General features: G+C 35.3%; 17 protein-coding genes and 1 riboswitch. Of the genes, 12 read left to right on the top strand and 5 right to left on the bottom strand.

All coding sequences use genetic code 11. The features are described 5' to 3' along the window. Positions 1-15 precede the first annotated feature (15 nt). Positions 16-1,245 carry an alpha-hydroxy-acid oxidizing protein gene (locus HMPREF0528_RS07455; protein ID WP_004896400.1) on the bottom strand — a complete coding sequence of 410 codons (1,230 nt, stop codon included), beginning with the start codon at positions 1,243-1,245 and terminating at the stop codon, positions 16-18. Positions 1,246-1,487: 242 nt separating this feature from the next. Between HMPREF0528_RS07455 and HMPREF0528_RS07450 the strand changes: the two genes are divergently transcribed. Next, positions 1,488-2,798 (top strand): NCS2 family permease, encoded by a 1,311-nt coding sequence (locus HMPREF0528_RS07450; RefSeq protein WP_004896396.1) that lies wholly within the window; start codon positions 1,488-1,490, stop codon positions 2,796-2,798. A gap of 86 nt (positions 2,799-2,884) precedes the next feature. Here HMPREF0528_RS07450 and HMPREF0528_RS07445 read toward each other — a convergent pair whose 3' ends face one another. Further along, positions 2,885-3,619: a MerR family transcriptional regulator gene (locus tag HMPREF0528_RS07445; protein WP_004896394.1), complete on the bottom strand. Its 735-nt coding sequence runs from the start codon at positions 3,617-3,619 to the stop codon at positions 2,885-2,887. 304 nt (positions 3,620-3,923) lie between these two features. On the opposite strand from HMPREF0528_RS07445, the gene HMPREF0528_RS07440 reads away from it, so the two are divergent. From HMPREF0528_RS07440 to HMPREF0528_RS07420, 5 genes are all read left to right on the top strand, one after another. Continuing rightward, positions 3,924-5,234, top strand: a complete 1,311-nt coding sequence (locus tag HMPREF0528_RS07440) for an NCS2 family permease (protein WP_004896391.1) — start codon at positions 3,924-3,926, stop codon at positions 5,232-5,234. A gap of 10 nt (positions 5,235-5,244) precedes the next feature. After that, positions 5,245-5,544: a nucleoside triphosphate pyrophosphohydrolase gene (locus HMPREF0528_RS07435; protein ID WP_004896389.1), complete on the top strand. Its 300-nt coding sequence runs from the start codon at positions 5,245-5,247 to the stop codon at positions 5,542-5,544. 83 nt (positions 5,545-5,627) lie between these two features. Next, a riboswitch (purine riboswitch) is annotated at positions 5,628-5,725 on the top strand. An 81-nt stretch (positions 5,726-5,806) separates the two neighbouring features. After that, positions 5,807-7,120, top strand: coding sequence for an NCS2 family permease (locus HMPREF0528_RS07430; RefSeq protein ID WP_004898223.1), 1,314 nt, complete (start codon positions 5,807-5,809; stop codon positions 7,118-7,120). Between the two features lie 107 nt (positions 7,121-7,227). Beyond that, the gene (locus HMPREF0528_RS07425; RefSeq protein WP_004896385.1) at positions 7,228-7,713 is read left to right on the top strand and encodes a helix-turn-helix domain-containing protein; all 486 of its coding nucleotides are present in this window, start codon (positions 7,228-7,230) and stop codon (positions 7,711-7,713) included. Between the two features lie 64 nt (positions 7,714-7,777). Continuing rightward, positions 7,778-8,191: a peptide deformylase gene (locus HMPREF0528_RS07420; RefSeq protein WP_004896383.1), complete on the top strand. Its 414-nt coding sequence runs from the start codon at positions 7,778-7,780 to the stop codon at positions 8,189-8,191. A gap of 82 nt (positions 8,192-8,273) precedes the next feature. Here the strand turns inward: HMPREF0528_RS07420 and HMPREF0528_RS07415 are convergent, their stop codons facing one another. Continuing rightward, positions 8,274-8,819 carry a hypothetical protein gene (locus HMPREF0528_RS07415; RefSeq protein WP_004896381.1) on the bottom strand — a complete coding sequence of 182 codons (546 nt, stop codon included), beginning with the start codon at positions 8,817-8,819 and terminating at the stop codon, positions 8,274-8,276. A 21-nt stretch (positions 8,820-8,840) separates the two neighbouring features. Continuing rightward, positions 8,841-9,398, bottom strand: coding sequence for a hypothetical protein (locus HMPREF0528_RS07410; protein ID WP_004896380.1), 558 nt, complete (start codon positions 9,396-9,398; stop codon positions 8,841-8,843). A gap of 157 nt (positions 9,399-9,555) precedes the next feature. Here HMPREF0528_RS07410 and HMPREF0528_RS07405 point away from each other — a divergent pair, with 157 nt between their 5' ends. The 4 genes from HMPREF0528_RS07405 to HMPREF0528_RS07390 are packed head-to-tail and all read left to right on the top strand — an operon-like array spanning position 9,556 to position 12,611. Next, positions 9,556-9,990 (top strand): CopY/TcrY family copper transport repressor, encoded by a 435-nt coding sequence (locus HMPREF0528_RS07405; RefSeq protein ID WP_004896378.1) that lies wholly within the window; start codon positions 9,556-9,558, stop codon positions 9,988-9,990. A 12-nt stretch (positions 9,991-10,002) separates the two neighbouring features. Continuing rightward, positions 10,003-10,380: a cupredoxin domain-containing protein gene (locus HMPREF0528_RS07400; protein ID WP_004896376.1), complete on the top strand. Its 378-nt coding sequence runs from the start codon at positions 10,003-10,005 to the stop codon at positions 10,378-10,380. An 18-nt stretch (positions 10,381-10,398) separates the two neighbouring features. Continuing rightward, positions 10,399-10,686 (top strand): cupredoxin domain-containing protein, encoded by a 288-nt coding sequence (locus HMPREF0528_RS07395; RefSeq protein WP_004896374.1) that lies wholly within the window; start codon positions 10,399-10,401, stop codon positions 10,684-10,686. Then, the gene (locus HMPREF0528_RS07390; protein WP_004896372.1) at positions 10,686-12,611 is read left to right on the top strand and encodes a copper-translocating P-type ATPase; all 1,926 of its coding nucleotides are present in this window, start codon (positions 10,686-10,688) and stop codon (positions 12,609-12,611) included. The genes HMPREF0528_RS07395 and HMPREF0528_RS07390 overlap by 1 nt, the downstream gene beginning before the upstream one ends. A 58-nt stretch (positions 12,612-12,669) precedes the next feature. Here HMPREF0528_RS07390 and HMPREF0528_RS07385 read toward each other — a convergent pair whose 3' ends face one another. Next, positions 12,670-14,148 (bottom strand): APC family permease, encoded by a 1,479-nt coding sequence (locus tag HMPREF0528_RS07385; protein ID WP_004896371.1) that lies wholly within the window; start codon positions 14,146-14,148, stop codon positions 12,670-12,672. A gap of 243 nt (positions 14,149-14,391) precedes the next feature. On the opposite strand from HMPREF0528_RS07385, the gene HMPREF0528_RS07380 reads away from it, so the two are divergent. Beyond that, positions 14,392-16,491: a putative ornithine decarboxylase gene (locus HMPREF0528_RS07380; RefSeq protein ID WP_004896368.1), complete on the top strand. Its 2,100-nt coding sequence runs from the start codon at positions 14,392-14,394 to the stop codon at positions 16,489-16,491. Positions 16,492-16,494: 3 nt separating this feature from the next. Further along, entirely contained in the window at positions 16,495-17,763 is a 1,269-nt protein-coding gene (locus tag HMPREF0528_RS07375; protein WP_004896366.1) for a methionine gamma-lyase family protein, read from the top strand. Positions 17,764-17,771 lie beyond the last annotated feature (8 nt).

Here is a 17,771-nt window from a genome sequence, read left to right as displayed (position 1 = left end):
TTTTAATCCTAACAATCAATGTCTTGAGGCACCACTTACAGCATCAGCTGCTTCACCTGTTAACTGATTTTCCTTAGTAACAGGATATGGTTTCATCACGCTTCTGCTAGTTGAAGAAATGCCCCAGTCAGCACTGTAATTAATATGATCAATCTTCGCATGTTTAATATCTTCAATTGTCTTACAGACGGTTAATTGCATATCAATCAATAATTCCTTATTTAATTGCTCAATAACTGATTGAACACCTTGTGCACCACCAAGTGTTAAGCCATATAAGAATGGGCGCCCAATACCGACTAAGTCTGCACCTAATGCTAATGCTTTAAAGACATGAGAGCCGCGACGAACGCCGCCATCAAGAATAACTGGAACACGATGATTTGAGCTTCTTACTGCCTTAGCAATTTCAGGTAAAACATCAATCGTCGCAGGAGCGCCATCTACTTCGCGTCCGCCGTGATTAGAAACTACGATCCCATCTGCTCCAGCCCCAACAGCAAGCATAGCGTCTTCAGCACATTCAACTCCTTTAACAATTACAGGAACATCAGCAATTTTCTTTATTTTATGAATATCATCTGGTCCAATATTTTGAGCCGACGAAGCATACATTTGTGCAACGCTTTGTCCTTCACCCTTTCCACCGTTCCATTCATTAAAGAAAGCCAAAGGTACCGGATAAGTAAAGTTAGTTCGTAAGTTAGCTTCACGATATCCACTAACTAAAGCATCTACTGTTAAGAAAAATCCCGTAAAACCAGCTTTAACTGATTCTTCAATTACCATCTTATTAAAGTCCCAGTTTTTGCTTAAATATAGTTGCATAAATCTAGGAGAATCCCCTACTGCACTTTGTACTTCTTGTACACTCTTATTTGCATAGGTACTCATCGCAAATAAGGCCCCAGCAGCTTTTGCACCTTTTGCAGTATCAATTTCTGCTTCAGCGTTTGCAATACCGTGGCATGCAATTGGACAAATCATAACCGGGCTCTTCCCTAAAAACTCAGTATTAAGTTCAGGGTTTTGCATTCCAGTCAAAGCTCGAGGAACTATTTGAAAATGATTAAATGCTTGAGTGTTATTTCGCCAAGTCCATTCATTTTCAGCACCACTAGCTACATAATAATAGGCTGCCTCTGGCATTACATATTTTGCTTCATGCTCCAGTTCATCTAAGTTAACCATATGTAACTTTTCTTCTCTTGTACTTTGTGGGAAGCCCTTATAGTAAGTTGTCATCGTACATTCCTCTAATTTTTATAACAAACGTTTTCTTACACCTTAATTTTAAAACTATTTTATTAGTGGATTAAGCAAAAGCTCTTATGAAATAATTCACTATCTCTTATAAGATTTACTTTCAGAAAGTTTTTACAACCTTTTATCGCTAAAATTCGCGTTTACATTTATTTATGGGGATGCTACACTATAAAAGTTGCTTATTTAAAGCTTAAAAACGAACATTATGTCTGGAGGACAAAATGAATTTTATAAAAAACTACTTTCATTTAGAAAAGTTAGGAACTAATGTTAGAACTGAATTTATTGCTGGGTTAACTACTTTTATTAGTATGTCATATATTCTTTTCGTTAACCCTAGCGTTCTTGGCGCTAGCGGAATGAATACCGGAGCTGTCTTTACAGCTACTGCTTTAGCAGCTGCTCTTGGTACAGCAATCATGGGAATTGTGGCTAACTACCCGATCGGTGAAGCACCTGCTTTAGGTATTAACGCATTCTTTGCTTACACAGTATGTATTGGCATGAAAGTATCCTGGGAAACTGCCTTAGCTAGTGTTTTTGTTGCATCAATTATCTTTATTTTAATTACCTTATTTAAGCTAAGAGAAAAGATTATTGATTCAATTCCTTCAGACTTAAAATTTGCCATTTCTTCCGGTATTGGTTTATTTATCGCCTTTCTTGGATTACAAAACGGTGGCTTAATCGTTGCTAATAAATCAACTTTAGTTGGTTTAGGATCACTTCATAATCCACTCGTTTGGATTACTATTTTTGGTTTAATTGTTACAGTAATCTTGATGATCTTAGGCGTCCCAGGTGCTATTTTTATTGGAATGATTGTCGCATCAATCTTTGGAATTTGTACCGGTCAAATTGCCGTTCCTCATAAGTTTATCTCTTTAGCACCAAGCTTAGCTCCAACTTTTGGCCAGGCAATTTTCCACGTTAAAGATATTAACTCTTTGCAGATGTGGGTTGTTGTTTTAACTTTCTTACTTGTTACATTCTTTGATACTGCCGGTACTTTAATCGGTCTTGCTCAACAAGCTGGCTTTATGAAAAATAATAAAATGCCACGTGTCGGTAAAGCATTAGCTGCTGACTCAACTGCCATGATGTTTGGTTCAATCTTCGGTACTTCACCAGTTGGTGCCTTTGTCGAATCAAGTGCTGGTATTGCTGTTGGTGGTCGTTCTGGTTTAACCGCTGTCTTTGTAGCCATTTTCTTCTTGATCTCAATGATTTTTAGTCCACTACTTGGTGTCTTTACTACACAAGTAACTGCTCCTGCGTTAATAATCGTCGGAGTTTTAATGGCACAAAATACCGCACATATTCACTGGAACAAGTTAGAAATTGCCGTACCTGCATTTTTAATCTTACTTGGTATGCCTCTTACTTACTCAATTTCGGACGGTTTGGCATTAGGAATGATTACTTACCCAATTTGTATGGTTTCTGCAAAGCGTGGTAAAGAAGTTAGCCCAATGATGTGGGTACTGTTTGTAGTATTTATCATCTTCTTATGGGTATTGAATTTTAAATAGATTGAAACTCAAGAGAAAAGCTCGTGCTGATGCGCGGGCTTTTTCTTGGTTAATCAAAAAATTTTCTGTCAATTTTAAATATTGTTTTACTCTCTACTAATTTCTAAACAATAAGATCTTTTACCGCATTTTGGACAAGTCAATTTTCTAAACTTAGGCGTATGCGGAGCTAAATTAAATGCCAAAAATGATGGAATAAATACATCTCCGCAATTAGGACAAACATATTCAACATTGTCATAGTAATATCGCGACAATCCCAATGCCATCATAAAAATAATAACTACTAGTCCAAAAACTTCAATTACAAAGCTAGTTATTTGGTTTAGATGATATAAATAAAATGCTATGCCGATCCCTAATATTTCAATTATTGACAAAAGTCCTCCAAAAACTAACATCTTATCTCTTAAAGCTGAAAGTCTATTTTCTTTTCTCATAATATCTGTAATGCCAGAGTGATTGGTTAATACAGCACGCGACAACTTTATTTTTTGCAAATGTTTTATTTGTGCTTGTTTCTTACTTATCTCCTCAATTTTCCGCTGATTCTCCTGGTATTGTTCTTTAAGCAATAACTCCAGTGACTGATTCCCATGCTCATCTTGAATGAGCATTTTTATTTGTTTCAATGAAAATCCCAATTTTTTTAGAAAAAGAATTAATTCAAGTTGTCTTATCTGATCTTTTTCATAAAAACGATATCCATTTTCTTCAGTATAAGCTGGCCTCACTAGATCTTTTTCCTCATAAAACCTTAAAGTCCGTGTACTCACTTGTAATTTCTTGGCTGCTTCTCCGATGGTGTATCTCTCTGACATTACTTTCACCTCCCAGATTTAAGATATCAATTAACGTAAGGTTAAGGTCAACTTCTAAATTATAAAATATTCTATTTCCTTGGAAATATTGTTCGCCTTTTAAAACAATTTTCTTATTTTTGTACCTATTATTCTATATTTTTTTGATTTAATCGAATAATTATAGTTTTTATTCTTGAAATAGTTAATAATTTAGATATAATTTTAGTTGAAGATTCGCTTTTAAATGATTAAACACATAAATTAATCATTTAAAATTAAATTTTCCTTTAAAATCCGAACATTACCATTCTTGGAGGGCTACATGAATTCAATTGGTAAATTTTTCCATTTAAATGAAAACCATACTTCATTTAAAACTGAGTTTTTAGCTGGATTAACTACTTTTGTAAGTATGTCTTATATCCTTTTTGTTAACCCAGCTGTTTTAGGAGCAAGTGGCATGAACAAGGGAGCGCTATTTACAGCCACCGCCTTATCTGCCGCTTTTACTTGTATTGTAATGGGAGTAATTGCCAATTATCCTATTGCTTCTGCACCAACTTTAGGACTGAATGCATTCTTTACTTATACGGTCTGCTTAGGGATGCATGTAAAATGGCAGACTGCTTTAGCTGCCGTTTTCGTTGCTTCAATTCTTTTTATCTTACTGACTATATTTAAAGTACGTGAGATGATTATTGATGCTATTCCTAGTGATATCAAATATGCTATTTCTGCTGGTATCGGTTTATTTATTGCCTTTATCGGTCTACAAGGTGGTAAATTAATTAGCAAGAGTGATTCTACCTTAGTTACTGTTGGTGCTTTGAACAATCCACTTGTTTGGATCACAATTTTTGGTTTAGTTGTAACTATTTTCTTAATGATCGCCAGAGTTCCTGGGGCCATCTTTATCGGAATGATCGTGGCTGCTGTCTTTGGGATTATAATTGGTCAAATTCCAATGCCTAAGGCCTTTATTTCAGGCGTTCCAAGTCTTTCACCAATTTTTGGTCAAGCTGTTTTCCATATTAGCGACATTAATACTGTACAAATGTGGATCGTTGTCTTCACTTTCTTACTGGTTACTTTCTTTGACACTACTGGTACTTTAATCGGACTTGTTCAACAAGCAGGTCTTATGAAAGACAACAAAATGCCACGTGCCGGTGAAGCTTTAGCAGCTGACTCATCTGGTATGTTAGTTGGTTCTGTTCTTGGTACTTCACCAGTTGGTGCCTTTGTTGAATCAAGTGCTGGTATTGCAGTTGGTGGTAGAACCGGTTTAACTGCTGTCTGGGTTGGTATTTTCTTCTTAATCTCAACCATCTTCAGCCCAATCTTAAGTGTCTTTACCACTCAAGTAACTGCCCCTGCTTTAATCATCGTTGGGGTATTAATGGCTGAAAACTTAGCACATGTACACTGGACTGATCTTGAAATTGCAATTCCTTGTTTCTTAATCGCACTCGGTATGCCTCTTACCTACTCAATTTCAGACGGTCTTGGCTGGGGCTTAATTATTTACCCAGTATCAATGCTTGCTGCTAAGAGATTCAAAGAAATTACGCCAATGATGTGGATCTTATTCTTTGTCTTCGTCATTTACTTCGTTGTTCTAAATGTAAAATAGAGATTACAAAATGAAAAAACTAGTTAGAGACAAAATTCCTGAATTCGCTACCTACGCATCTTATCGTCAACTTAAACCTGAAGAACGAGAAGATGCCTTAAAAAATAAAATCGTCGAAGAAGCTAATGAAGTTAAAGCTGCGCCTGATGATCAAAATCTCCTTGAAGAATTAGCTGATGTTTACACAGTGTTAGAAGCATTTTTAGATTTTAAAAATATTAGTAAAGAAGAATTACTAAAGCAAGTAAAAGCAAAGAAAGCTGAAAAAGGTAGCTTTACCAAATTCCTTTTGATGAATACTGATAAATAAGTATTAGAGTAAAAAGAGCTGTATGCTCTTTTTATTTTGAAATCATCTATCTCCATTTGCGTATACGATATGTTTCTGCTAGAATACTTAACAATCAAGTTATCTATATATCGTCGAAATAAGGTCGACAGTATCTACCCTGAGCCATAAATTCAGGACTATAGGTATCAGACGTCATAAATTGCTTTAAAGGACATCTTTTACCCGTGGCTCTTGGGTAAACTGTGTCCTTTTTTCATTTTTATTTTATGTTGGAGAAATGATGCAATTTTTAGACAAGATCTTTCATTTAGAGGATGCTCATACTAATGTCAAACGTGAATTAATTGCAGCCTTAACCACGTTTGTTTCATTGTCATACATCCTTTTTGTTAACCCGAATATTTTAAGTGCAGCTGGCATTAATAAAGGAGCTGCCTTTACTGTTACTGCTATTGCAACCGCAATTGGTTGTTTCTTGATGGGATTTATTGCGAATTATCCTATTGCCTTAGCACCAACACTTGGTAGTGCAGCCTTTTTCTCATATAACGTTGTTATCGGAATGCATATCAATTGGCAAACTGCCCTAGCTAGTGTGTTAGTAGCTTCAATTTTATTCATTTTGATTACCGTTTTAAAACTTCGTGAAAAAGTTGTTGATGCAATTCCTCAAGATTTAAAATATGCAATTTCTGCTGGTATTGGCTTGTTCATTGCTTTTATTGGATTGCAAAATGGTAAATTGATTGTCGACAATAAATCATCTCTTGTTGGTCTTGGTTCATTTAACAATCCAGCAGTTTGGATCACATTATTTGGTTTAATCTTAACTGTTATCTTAATGGCAGCTAAAGTACCGGGCTCAATTTTCATCGGAATGATTGTAACTGCTATTTTCGGAATGATTATTGGTCAAATTCCAATGCCACATGGTATTGTTTCAGGTGCTCCAAGTATTGCTCCAACCTTTGGTCAAGCAGTATTTCACTTAAAAGATATCAATACGCCACAGCTATTTATGGTTGTTTTAACATTCTTACTTGTTACATTTTTTGATACTGCTGGTACCTTAATTGGTATGACACAACAGGCTGGAATGGTTGACAAAAACGGTAAGATTCCACGGATTGGAAAAGCTTTCTTGTCAGACTCACTAGCTATGGTTGAAGGGTCTGTGTTAGGTACTGCTCCACTTGGTACTTCTGTTGAATCAAGTGCCGGTATCGCAATGGGCGGTAGAACTGGTTTAACTGCTATTTTCGTTGGTATTCTATTCTTAATTTCAATGATCTTCAGTCCACTTTTAGCAGTAATTCCAACAACTGTAACGGCTCCAGCCTTAATCATAGTCGGAGTTTTGATGGCAGGTAATCTTAAATACATCCATTGGGATAACTTTGAAATTGCCTTCCCATCCTTCCTAGTAGTAGTTGGTATGCCTTTAACTTACTCCATCTCTGATGGTTTAGCCTTAGGAATGATCGCTTATCCAATTACTATGATTGCTTCTAAGCGCTATAAAGAAGTATCTCCAATGATGTACATTTTATTTGTAATCTTTGTTATCTTCTTCTTAATTACTAATATGGGCTAATTAAGAATCTTTTTTCAAGCTAGTAACGCTATCTCTTAAGATGCAAGCATTGCTAGCTTGTTTTTTTTGACTCAATTTTCATTAAATTAAATTATGAGGTGGGCAAAATGGACTTTAACGAACAAATAAAACGCCTTCGAAAAGAAAGTAACTTGACTCAGGAAGAGATGGCCAAAAAATTGAATGTAACTAGGCAAGCTATTTTTAACTGGGAAAAAAATCGTAATCCTCCTGATTTCGAAATGATTATTTTAATTGCAAAAACATTTGGTGTTTCCCTTGATGAATTAATTTTAGGAGATAAAAAGATGAATAAAATTGAGCAAACTTTGATTAATGATGGTAAAAGAACACGGGCAGCAAAATTTAATATGGTCACTACTATCATCGGGAGTGCATTCATTATTTTAGAAATTATTTTCTTCTTAATCAGCGGTGCCTCTGTTTCTTATATTGATAGTAATGGTTTTTTACACGAAAACTTCTTCTTAATTCCATTAGGCTATCTTTCATTATTTGTAGGGATAGTGATCATTATTGCCCGGGTAATAAATTCAATTCGTCTTGTAATTAAAGAAAGAAAAAATAATTAAACTTAAATTTTACGCGAGTAATATGCGATAATTAGGATAAAAATAACAATGGAGAATTATTTTTATGGCGGTCAAACTTATTATTCATGATGAACTTTCTTTAAAATTTAAGTCTCTACCAGCAACTAAACAAGATTTAGGAGCAGCCACTGATTTAAAGGACACTTTACTGGCTAATAAGTATAGAGCAGCTGGCCTCGCCGCAAATATGATTGGTGTTCAAAAACGAATTATTGCTTTATTTATTGGACCACTCCCAATTGTGATGCTTAACCCAATTATTGTGGCCCAAGATGACAAATATCTAGCTTATGAGGGTTGTCTTTCTTTAACTGGAGAACGTCCAACTGAAAGATACAAGAACATCACAGTTAAATATCAAAATGAGAATTTAGAAACTCGGCAGCAAAGTTTCTCTGATTTTACTGCCGAGGTAATTCAACATGAAGTTGATCATTGTAATGGAATTTTGATTTAATTAAAAAATTTTTACGTATACTATTTTTCATAAAAAAGGTAGAGTACTCGACCTGAAAATCGAATACTCTACCTTTTTTATTTTAGAATTGTCGATTCGTTGAACCACGTTCAACTTTAATTCTAACTATCAAGTGGATTAAGTTATACAGCAAAGTTAATGCTAATAAAATTATCAAAAAAGCAATAGATGCATAAATAATTAGTAAAATAGCTGGAAAAACACCTAAAAAAGTTGCTACTAAACTATCAGCTAACTTCAATTTCTTATTCAGAATTCCTTCTCTAATCATCTGATAGGTCTTAAATCCTAAATAGCCTGAACCTGTGATTCCAGCCAGCCTTAATAAAAGATCAATATTTATAAAGGCACAAATTATGCTAAAGCCTATATAAAAACTACCACTTACAACTATAATATTTCGACCTGTTTTTGTAATTGCATGGTCTTCTTCTAATTTTTGTTCTATGTCAATAAGGTAATAAATGATTGCACATACTGCCACTAGTCGATATACCCAGCTTACATTTTTTAAGGCTAAAAATATCACTACAATACTCAGACTGATTCCTATTACGCCGATAATATGATTCAACTTTCTATTTTTAAGAATCAAGTCTGGGCGCATCTACTCATCCCTTTCTTTTTCCTACAGTTCTCGGTTAGTTCCGTCATGTTCAACCTTAATTCTAACAATTAGGTGAATCAGATTATAAGCTAAAGCAAAAATCAAAAGAAATAGCCAAAGAATGTCTTTAGGAGTAAGTAATATAAGCAAGATTGCAGCTCCGAGTCCGAGACAAATTGCGACTATACTCTCCCCAAATTTCAGTTTTTTATTCTTCAAATCTTTACGAAATACCGTATTTATCTTAAAGCCTAAATATCCTGCACTTACAATGCCAAAAGCTAATAATAAATAATCTAAATTAATGAAAGCAAAAATAATGCTAGTCAGTTCATAAACTATTCCAAGGATAATAAAAATAATCTTCTGCGTCCTATTAATTGCCTTACTGTCTTCAAGCATCTGTTCCACATCAATCCAGTAGTAGAGAATAACTGCTACGACAATGAAAGTAAGTAGCCAACCAATATTTTTCAATGTAAAGAAAACCATCATCAAAGCAATCAACAAGCTGATAATACCGAAATACTTATCTTGCTTACGTCTTTTAGCTAGTTCAATCCATCTTTTATCGTCCATCTACTCACCTTCTTAAATTATTTGTCTAGATTTTACTATGAAATGATTATTTTAACAATAATTTAATTATATTTTTATTAAGTACATCGATCTTTATTGTTGACAAATGTAAACTAAAAGTTATATGATTACATTTGTAAACGAAAGGAATATATAAATGAGTGAAAAGAATTTATCTTCAATTTCAGACAGTGAATGGGAAGTAATGCGCATTGTCTGGACATTAGGTGAAACAAATACAAAACAAATTTTAAACGAGCTTCAGGCTAAAAAAGATTGGACAGATTCTACTATCAAAACTTTAATTAGACGTCTCGTTCAAAAAGGCTGGTTAAATGCTAAGCAAGATGGACGCCGGTACATCTACACGACTACGGTTAATCAAACCGACATGACGTACAACGAAGCTAAGACCTTACTAAATAGAATGTGTGATATGCACAAAGGCGAGGTAATTTTGAAACTTTTAGAAGACTCCCCCGTTTCTAAAGGTGATTTAATAAAGATGAAAAAAGAAATCAGTCAAAAAGAAAAAGAGGCACCTGAGATGGTTCCCTGCAACTGCTTAAAAACAGGGTCTACTATTTGTTAGGAGGAAACAAGAATGAATGGAAGTCAGATCATTACCTTAATCGTAGGGGTAATTTTAATCGGTTTTATTATTTGGTGGTTCTTTGGCAAACATAAAGAAGCTGCCAGTACGAGCACAATTGTTAATGATGAACAAACTGCAACAATTGTTGTAAATGGTGGTTATTCACCTTCAACAGTAATTCTTAAAAAAGGTGTGCCTGCTCAAGTTAACTTTGACATGCGCGACTCAACAGCATGTTTGTCCCATGTTGTTTTCGAACAATTAGGAGTTAATGAGGACTTAACCAAACAAAAAATTACTACTGTCAATATTCCAACAGACAAGGCCGGAACCTATAACTTTGCTTGCGGAATGGATATGTTCCACGGAAAAGTTATCGTTAAATAAAGAAAGGATCTATTTAAAATGAGTATTTTTTCAAAAAATCAAACCAAAAAAGTTGTTGTCAATACAGAAAATCATGGCTATAAACCAGATACCATTACTTTTAAGCAAGGTAAACCAGCCCAATTAAAATTTATTCCATCTGACAATATGGGCTGTATGAACGAAGTAGTTTTTAAAGACTTGAATATAGATGATAAACTCGATGGCAAAAAAGAGGTCATTGTAAATATCCCTACAGACAAGCCTGCTACTTATAATTGGAGTTGCGGAATGGACATGTTTCATGGGAAGGTTGTTGTTAAATAATGAAGTTATCAAACATTAAAAGATTTTGGATATCTTTTATCCTCTCTATCCCAATGCTTATTCAAATGTTTGCAATGCCATTCCATTGGATGATGCCAGGATATAACTGGATTGCTCTTATTACAACCACAATTATTATGGCAATCTCTGCACTTCCTTACTGGAAAAGTGCTATTGCCGCTTTCAAAAAGCATAGTGCTAATATGAATACCTTAGTAGCTACTGGTACAGCTGTTGCGTATTTCTATAGTATCTTTGCTATGATTACCAACCGTCCAGTTTACTTTGAAAGTGCAGCATTTGTTACTGTCTTCGTCTTATTAGGCGACGCTATGGAAGAAAAGATGCATGATAATGCGTCAAATGCCTTAGGTAAATTAATGGGTTTACAAGCAAAAGATGCGGAAGTTCAAAGAGATAGTAAATTTGTAAAAATTCCACTTGATCAAGTTCAAGTTGGCGACATTATTCGTGTTAAGCCAGGTGAAAAAATTCCAGTTGATGGTGAGATTCTAGAAGGTGTTACTACACTGGATGAATCAATGGTTACCGGTGAAAGTATGCCGGTAGTTAAAAAAGTTGGTGACACCGTTGTAGGTTCAACTATTAATAGTAACGGGACAATCACTTTCAAGGCTACTAAAGTTGGTTCTGACACCATGCTTGCTCAAATTGTTGATTTAGTTAAAAAAGCTCAGACTAGTCATGCCCCAATTCAAAACTTAACGGATAAAATTTCTAATATTTTTGTCCCTGCTACTATGATTATTGCCATTTTAACTTTTATCATTTGGTACTCATTCCTTGGAGCAACCGCTGTTGAAGCCATGCTTTTTGCAGTTAGCGTAATCGTTATTGCCTGCCCATGTGCTTTAGGCCTTGCTACTCCAACCGCTTTAATGGTTGGTACTGCTCGTAGCGCTAAAATGGGAGTTTTGATCAAGAACGGTGAAGTTCTTCAAGAAGTTAGTGACTTGAATACTGTTGTCTTTGATAAAACAGGTACTATCACTGTCGGTAGACCTGAAGTTACTGATATTGTCGGTGACAAAAAACAAGTTTTAAGAATTGCTGCAAGTCTTGAAGAATCATCTGAACACCCGCTTGCTACGGCGATAGTTAAAAAAGCAGATTCTGAAAAATTACAAATCGAAAAAGTTAGCGACTTTGAAGCAATTGAAGGTAAAGGCGTTAAAGCTAATTACCATGATCAAACAGCTTTTGTTGGAAGCAATCGATTACTAGCCGACGTCAACATTTCCCAGGAAATGAATAAGCAAGCTACAAAATTACAGGAAGAAGCTAAAACAGTTGTTTATGTCGGCTTAAATAGTGAAATTATTGGCCTAATTGCTATTCAAGATGTTCCTAAACCAAGCTCTAAAGAAGCTATCAGCGAACTTAAGAAACGTGGATTAAAGACAGTAATGCTTACCGGTGATAATGAAAAAGTTGCTCAAGCTATCGCTAACGAAGTTGGCATTGACCAAGTTATTGCTGACGTTCTACCAAATGAAAAAGCTGAACATATTCAAGAGCTTCAACAAAATGGCGATAAGGTAGCCTTTGTTGGGGATGGTATCAATGATGCTCCCGCTCTCTCAACAGCTGATGTAGGAATTGCGATGGGATCTGGTACAGATATCGCAATTGACTCTGGTGGTATTGTCTTAGTTCAAAATGATTTAAGAGGTGTTGTTCGCGCTCTTGATATTTCAAAGAAGACCTTCAATCGTATTAAATTAAACCTCTTCTGGGCTCTTATCTACAATACAATTGGTATCCCAATTGCAGCTGGCTTATTCGTTGGTTTAGGCTTTACACTAAGTCCGGAATTAGCAGGTTTAGCGATGGCATTTTCATCTGTTTCAGTTGTTGGTAGTTCGCTACTTTTGAATAAAGCGAAGATCGCTGGAGCTAATTAGAGACAAAAAAAGACTGAGTTAAGATTCAATCAATCTTAATTCAGTCTTTTTTATTAGGCTAATCTTCTTCAACCATCATTTCTTCTTCACGCTTTTGTTCAAGCTTACGAAGCCATGGTAAAACGAACCCCAAACCAAAGAGTACTACAACAGTAATAATATTCATCCATAGTTGATGAGTAAATGCTTTTGTACCAACTGCAACGTTTTGTGGAATGAATCCTAAAGTTGCACAAACAAAAGTAAAGAGTAAGCACCAAAAACCAACAGTTAATGCACCAGTCTTGTTTTTAATAAAGACATAGCTAGAGTGGTATTTATCCTGATGCATTCTCATTGCTACAAAGGCAAAGAATACCCAACAAGTCTTATATGGTGAAATAATACCGTTAACATTTAATAGCCAGTTGTAAATAGTATTGATATTTGGCAAAGTTCCTGTTAAAAGAAGTAAGAATAAGCTGAGTCCTACAGTAAAAGTATAACTGTGAATTGGACGACCATTCTTGTTCTTCTTGGTCAACCATTTTGGCATGAATTTTTCGCCAACATCTCCGGCAAATACACGACTTGAAGCATCGAGTAATACGGCAAGTTGAGCCATCATGAAGATTGCTTGTACAACTGCGAAAATGTACATCAAGACTTTACCCATTCCTAAACTTTCACCTAAAAGTTGGAAAGCATAGTAAGGACCGTTCATCTTAAAGTCATGTGGAATCTTATGAGCGTTAAAGAACATAGCTAGTGCTAAGGTTCCAAAAATAGTCAAGAATCCTGTCATAATTGCAAGCATCCACATTGCCTTAGGAAAATCACGTTTAGGATTTTTCATTTGTTGCACGTATGGAGCAGCAAGTTCAGCACCCGACATTGCGAAAATCAAAAGTCCAGTAGTTGAGAAATAATTCAAGCTAAATGATGGTTTAAATGCACCCCAGTTAAATGGTTGAGTTGCAATGTGGTGTCCATGCATTACTGACCAGGCAGCAAGCAAAACAAAAAGCATGGACATAATGAACATAGCTCCCCCACCAATTAAGGAAAGAATTTCTAGTGAGTTACGCAACTTATTTTCAAGTAAGATAAAGATCAAAATGATTACAAAAGTCAAAATTCCAAACCAGAACGTTGACATCTTCTTGTCTAAACTATTGTTACCAAAGATTATCCAACTAAAAGACACGATAACTGAGTTTGACACATCAACGATATATGGCACACTCTGAACCCAATACATCCATGAAGTCCAATATCCTAAAGTGTCGTTCGTACTTCTTCTTACCCAGGAAGCAAGTCCTCCATCTTGATTATCAAAAGTCAAACTCATTTGACTACTGATCAATGCGTAAGGAATAACATAAGTAAATAAAAGAAAGATCCATGAAATTACAACTGAAAGACCTTGGTTTTGAAATGGATAGAAGATATTTTCAAAACTAATAATCGTTACAAAGTCAATCAGCGCAATAACTGGCCAACTCATATAATGTTTTTTATTCGGTTCTAAGTCATTAAAGACATCTGGTTTATCCAATTTTTAAATTCCCCCAAAATTAAAATATTTATCTAAATCCCATCTTTTAAATTTGGAGGTTTCAAAACTATCATTGAAGTATTCAAATTAACTTGTAGAAATCCTTTATAAATCGCTATAATTTATGCCGTAGTATTCTTGCAAATAAAATTTTGTACAAAAACGTCCGCACAAAATTATAAAGATTTCTAAAATTTTTGCAAGTCTATTTTAGAAAATATAGTAGGAAAACAAGGTGATTAAATGAATTTTCTAAAAATTGCATTAAGCAATCAACTAAAAAATAATGATTTTAATTCATGGCAAACTACTAATTTGAACGATGAAACTCAAGCTAGTGAACTTGCCGCTATTGTTGTAGCAGAGAATGATAAAAGTAGTCTTAAAACTGCTCAAGATTTACAAAAAAAATCAGGACTTGGAATTCCTATTATTAAAGTTTCACATGAAACAATTTCTAATAATGAAAAAAGTCAAATAATCGATGCGGCAAATCAATACACAGCAGAAATGGTTCCTGGCTTTTTAACTGATTTGGTCAATTTTGCAGAAGATCGTCCAGTTAGTTTTACTACACCAGGTCATCATAATGGCTTATATTACGAAAAACATCCGGCTGGATTAGTATTTAATCGCTTCTTTGGTAAAAACCTCATGTTTGCCGATACCAGTGATACAGTACCAGAATTAGGCGATACAATGACCCACGAAGGAACGCCTTTAACTGCTGAGCAAAAAGCTGCCAAAACTTACCATGCTGATAAAGTTTATTTCTGTACTAATGGAACAACGAGTGCAAATTCAATTTGTGCAAATGCACTATTAACTAAAGATGACTTAGTTCTGTTTGACCGAAATAATCATAAATCACTCTATAATAGTGCTTTAGTAATGACTGGTGCAAAACCAGTATATATTCCAACCGATCGCAATGCTCTTGGATTAATTGGAGAGATGGATCCTAACTTCCTAAGTGAAGAAAAAATTCGCGCTGAAATTGCTAAAGTTGACCCTGAAAAAGCTAAAGCTAAACGTCCATTTAGATTAGCTATCATTCAATCAGAAACATATGATGGTCTTTTTTACGACGCAAAGTGGATGATTGATAAAATTGGTAAACTATGCGATTACATTCTGTTTGATTGTGCTTGGGGAGGATTCGAACAATTTGTTCCAATTATGAATCACTTGTCTCCCCTCAACTTAGACTTTGGGCCAGAAGATCCGGGTATTTTAGTAACTCAATCACTTCATAAACAACAAGCTGGGATGGGCCAAGCCTCACAAATTTTAAAAAAGGATGCTCATATTAAAGGCCAGAAACGTTACGTTGATCATAAGCACTTTAACCACGCCTATCTTAAATTTGTTACCTCAAGTTACTCTTATCCACTTTATGCCTCACTCACCGTTAACTCATATTTAACTAGTGGTGAGGGTAATAAAAAATGGTGGGACAAAATCTTACGCTTAGGAATTGAATGGCGGAAAGAATTAATTAAAAAATCAAAATTATTTAAGCCACTAGTAATTGATAATTTTGAAAATATTAGTACTGATGATTTAGCTACAAATGAAAAGTACTGGAATTTAGATTCCACTAATCTTTGGCATGGATTTAGCAAAATTGCGTCTGGTCAAGCCATGATCGATCCTCTAAAAATTACTATTGTAACTCCTGGAATTGATGTTAAAAATGCAAAATATGAAGAAATAGGTATTTCTGGACCAGTTGTCGCAGAATTTCTAATGGAGAAACGAATTATTCGTGCAAAAGATGACCTATATTCTCTTCTTTTCTTATTAACGCCGGGAGATACTAAAGCTGAATTAGATATCTTGCTAAATGCATTCTTAGAATTTGAGCAGTACTATAACGAGGATGCACTTCTAGAAAAAGTGCTCCCTAAGCTAACTAAGGTATATGGTGATCGCTACAAAGGTTATACTTTAAAACAGCTATGCCAAGAAATGCATGAATATTACCGGGGAAATAATACCTTTACTCTCCAGCAAGAATTATTTTCTAAACCAGACATGCAAAATTATCAAATGACTCCCGAGCATGCTGACTATCTCTTCATGAAAAATGAAAGTGAGTTAGTTAACTTAGAAAATGTTAAAGGCCACATTGCTGCTGAAGGTGCATTACCGTACCCACCAGGTGTGTTTATTGTTGCACCAGGTGAAAAATGGAGCGACATTGATCAAAAGTATTTTGAAGTTTTAGTAGGTGCGATCGAGCGTTTCCCAGGATTTGTACCTGAAATTCAGGGAGTCTACTGGGATCAAAAATCAGATGGTAAAATAAGAGTACAAGCAGAAGTATTAAAGGAGAATTAAGTAATGGTTTTATCTTGGAAAGAAAATTTACCAACCGAATTAAAAGAAAAAGTCAATAAAGTTGATAAAATGATCGAACCTCGTCTAGAAGAAATTGATGAGCAAGTATTCTATAATCAACAACGTGTTTTGGATATATTTAGAAAGCATCGTGTTGGAGAAGAAGATTTAGTTCCTTCTACTGGCTATGGTTATGACGACGTTGGCCGTGATAAATTAGAGGCAATGTATGCAGATTATTTCAAAACTGATGATGCATTAGTACGCCCTCAATTCTCTTCAGCAACTCATGCTATTGCTGTTGGTCTATTTAGTATGCTCCGCCCTGGCGACACGCTTTACTACTTAACCGGTATGCCATACGACACTATTCAAGAAGTTATTGGCTTAGCCGGTGACAAACCAGGCAATATGAAAGAATGGGGCATTGACTTTAAGCACACTGATTTACTTGATAACGGTGAAGTTGATTATGAACAAGCTAGAAAAGACTTGCAAGATCCAAAAATTAAGGTTGTAACTATTCAACGTTCTCTTGGTTATGCTGTTCGTGCAAGCTTTACAATGGAAAAAATCAAGAAGATGCTTAAGTTCATTAAAGAAGTTCGTCCAGACGTAAAAATCTTCGTTGATAACTGCTATGGCGAATTTTCTGAAACTGAAGAGCCAACTTTTTATGGTGCTGATATGCTTGCTGGTTCCTTATTCAAAAATGCTGGTGCCGGCATTGTCAAAGCTGGTGCCTTCCTTGTTGGTAAAAAAGATCTCATTGAAGGAGCAGGCTCACGCCTTAACGTACCTGGCGCTGGTAAAGGAGAAGGCGCTACATGGGGCTATTTAAGAGATATGTATCAAGGATTCTTTATGGCAGCTCACACTACTGGAGAAGCTTTAAAGGGTATGATTTATACTGCTGCTCTCTGTGAAGAAATGGGAATGAAAGTTGCACCTAAGTGGAATGATCCAAGAACTGATATCGTTCAAACTGTAACCTTCGGCGAACCAGATCCAATGGTTAAGTTCTGTGCTGCTATTCAACACTATTCACCAATGAACTCATTTGTTGATCCGATTCCATATCACCAAGATGGTTACGAAGATGACGTTGTTATGGCCTCAGGAAGCTTTACTGAAGGTTCTACGATCGAATTATCTTCAGACGGTCCAATGCGTCCGCCATACCGTCTTTACGTGCAAGGTGGTCTTTCTTATGCCCATGACAAGATTGCGATCACTCATGCTGTAGAAGAAACTTTCTATAAAAAAGATTAGACATATCA

This window comes from Lactobacillus johnsonii ATCC 33200, assembly GCF_000159355.1.
In the GTDB taxonomy this organism is placed as follows: Bacteria; Bacillota; Bacilli; order Lactobacillales; family Lactobacillaceae; genus Lactobacillus; species Lactobacillus johnsonii.
This window is presented reverse-complemented; position numbering and strand designations above follow the sequence as displayed.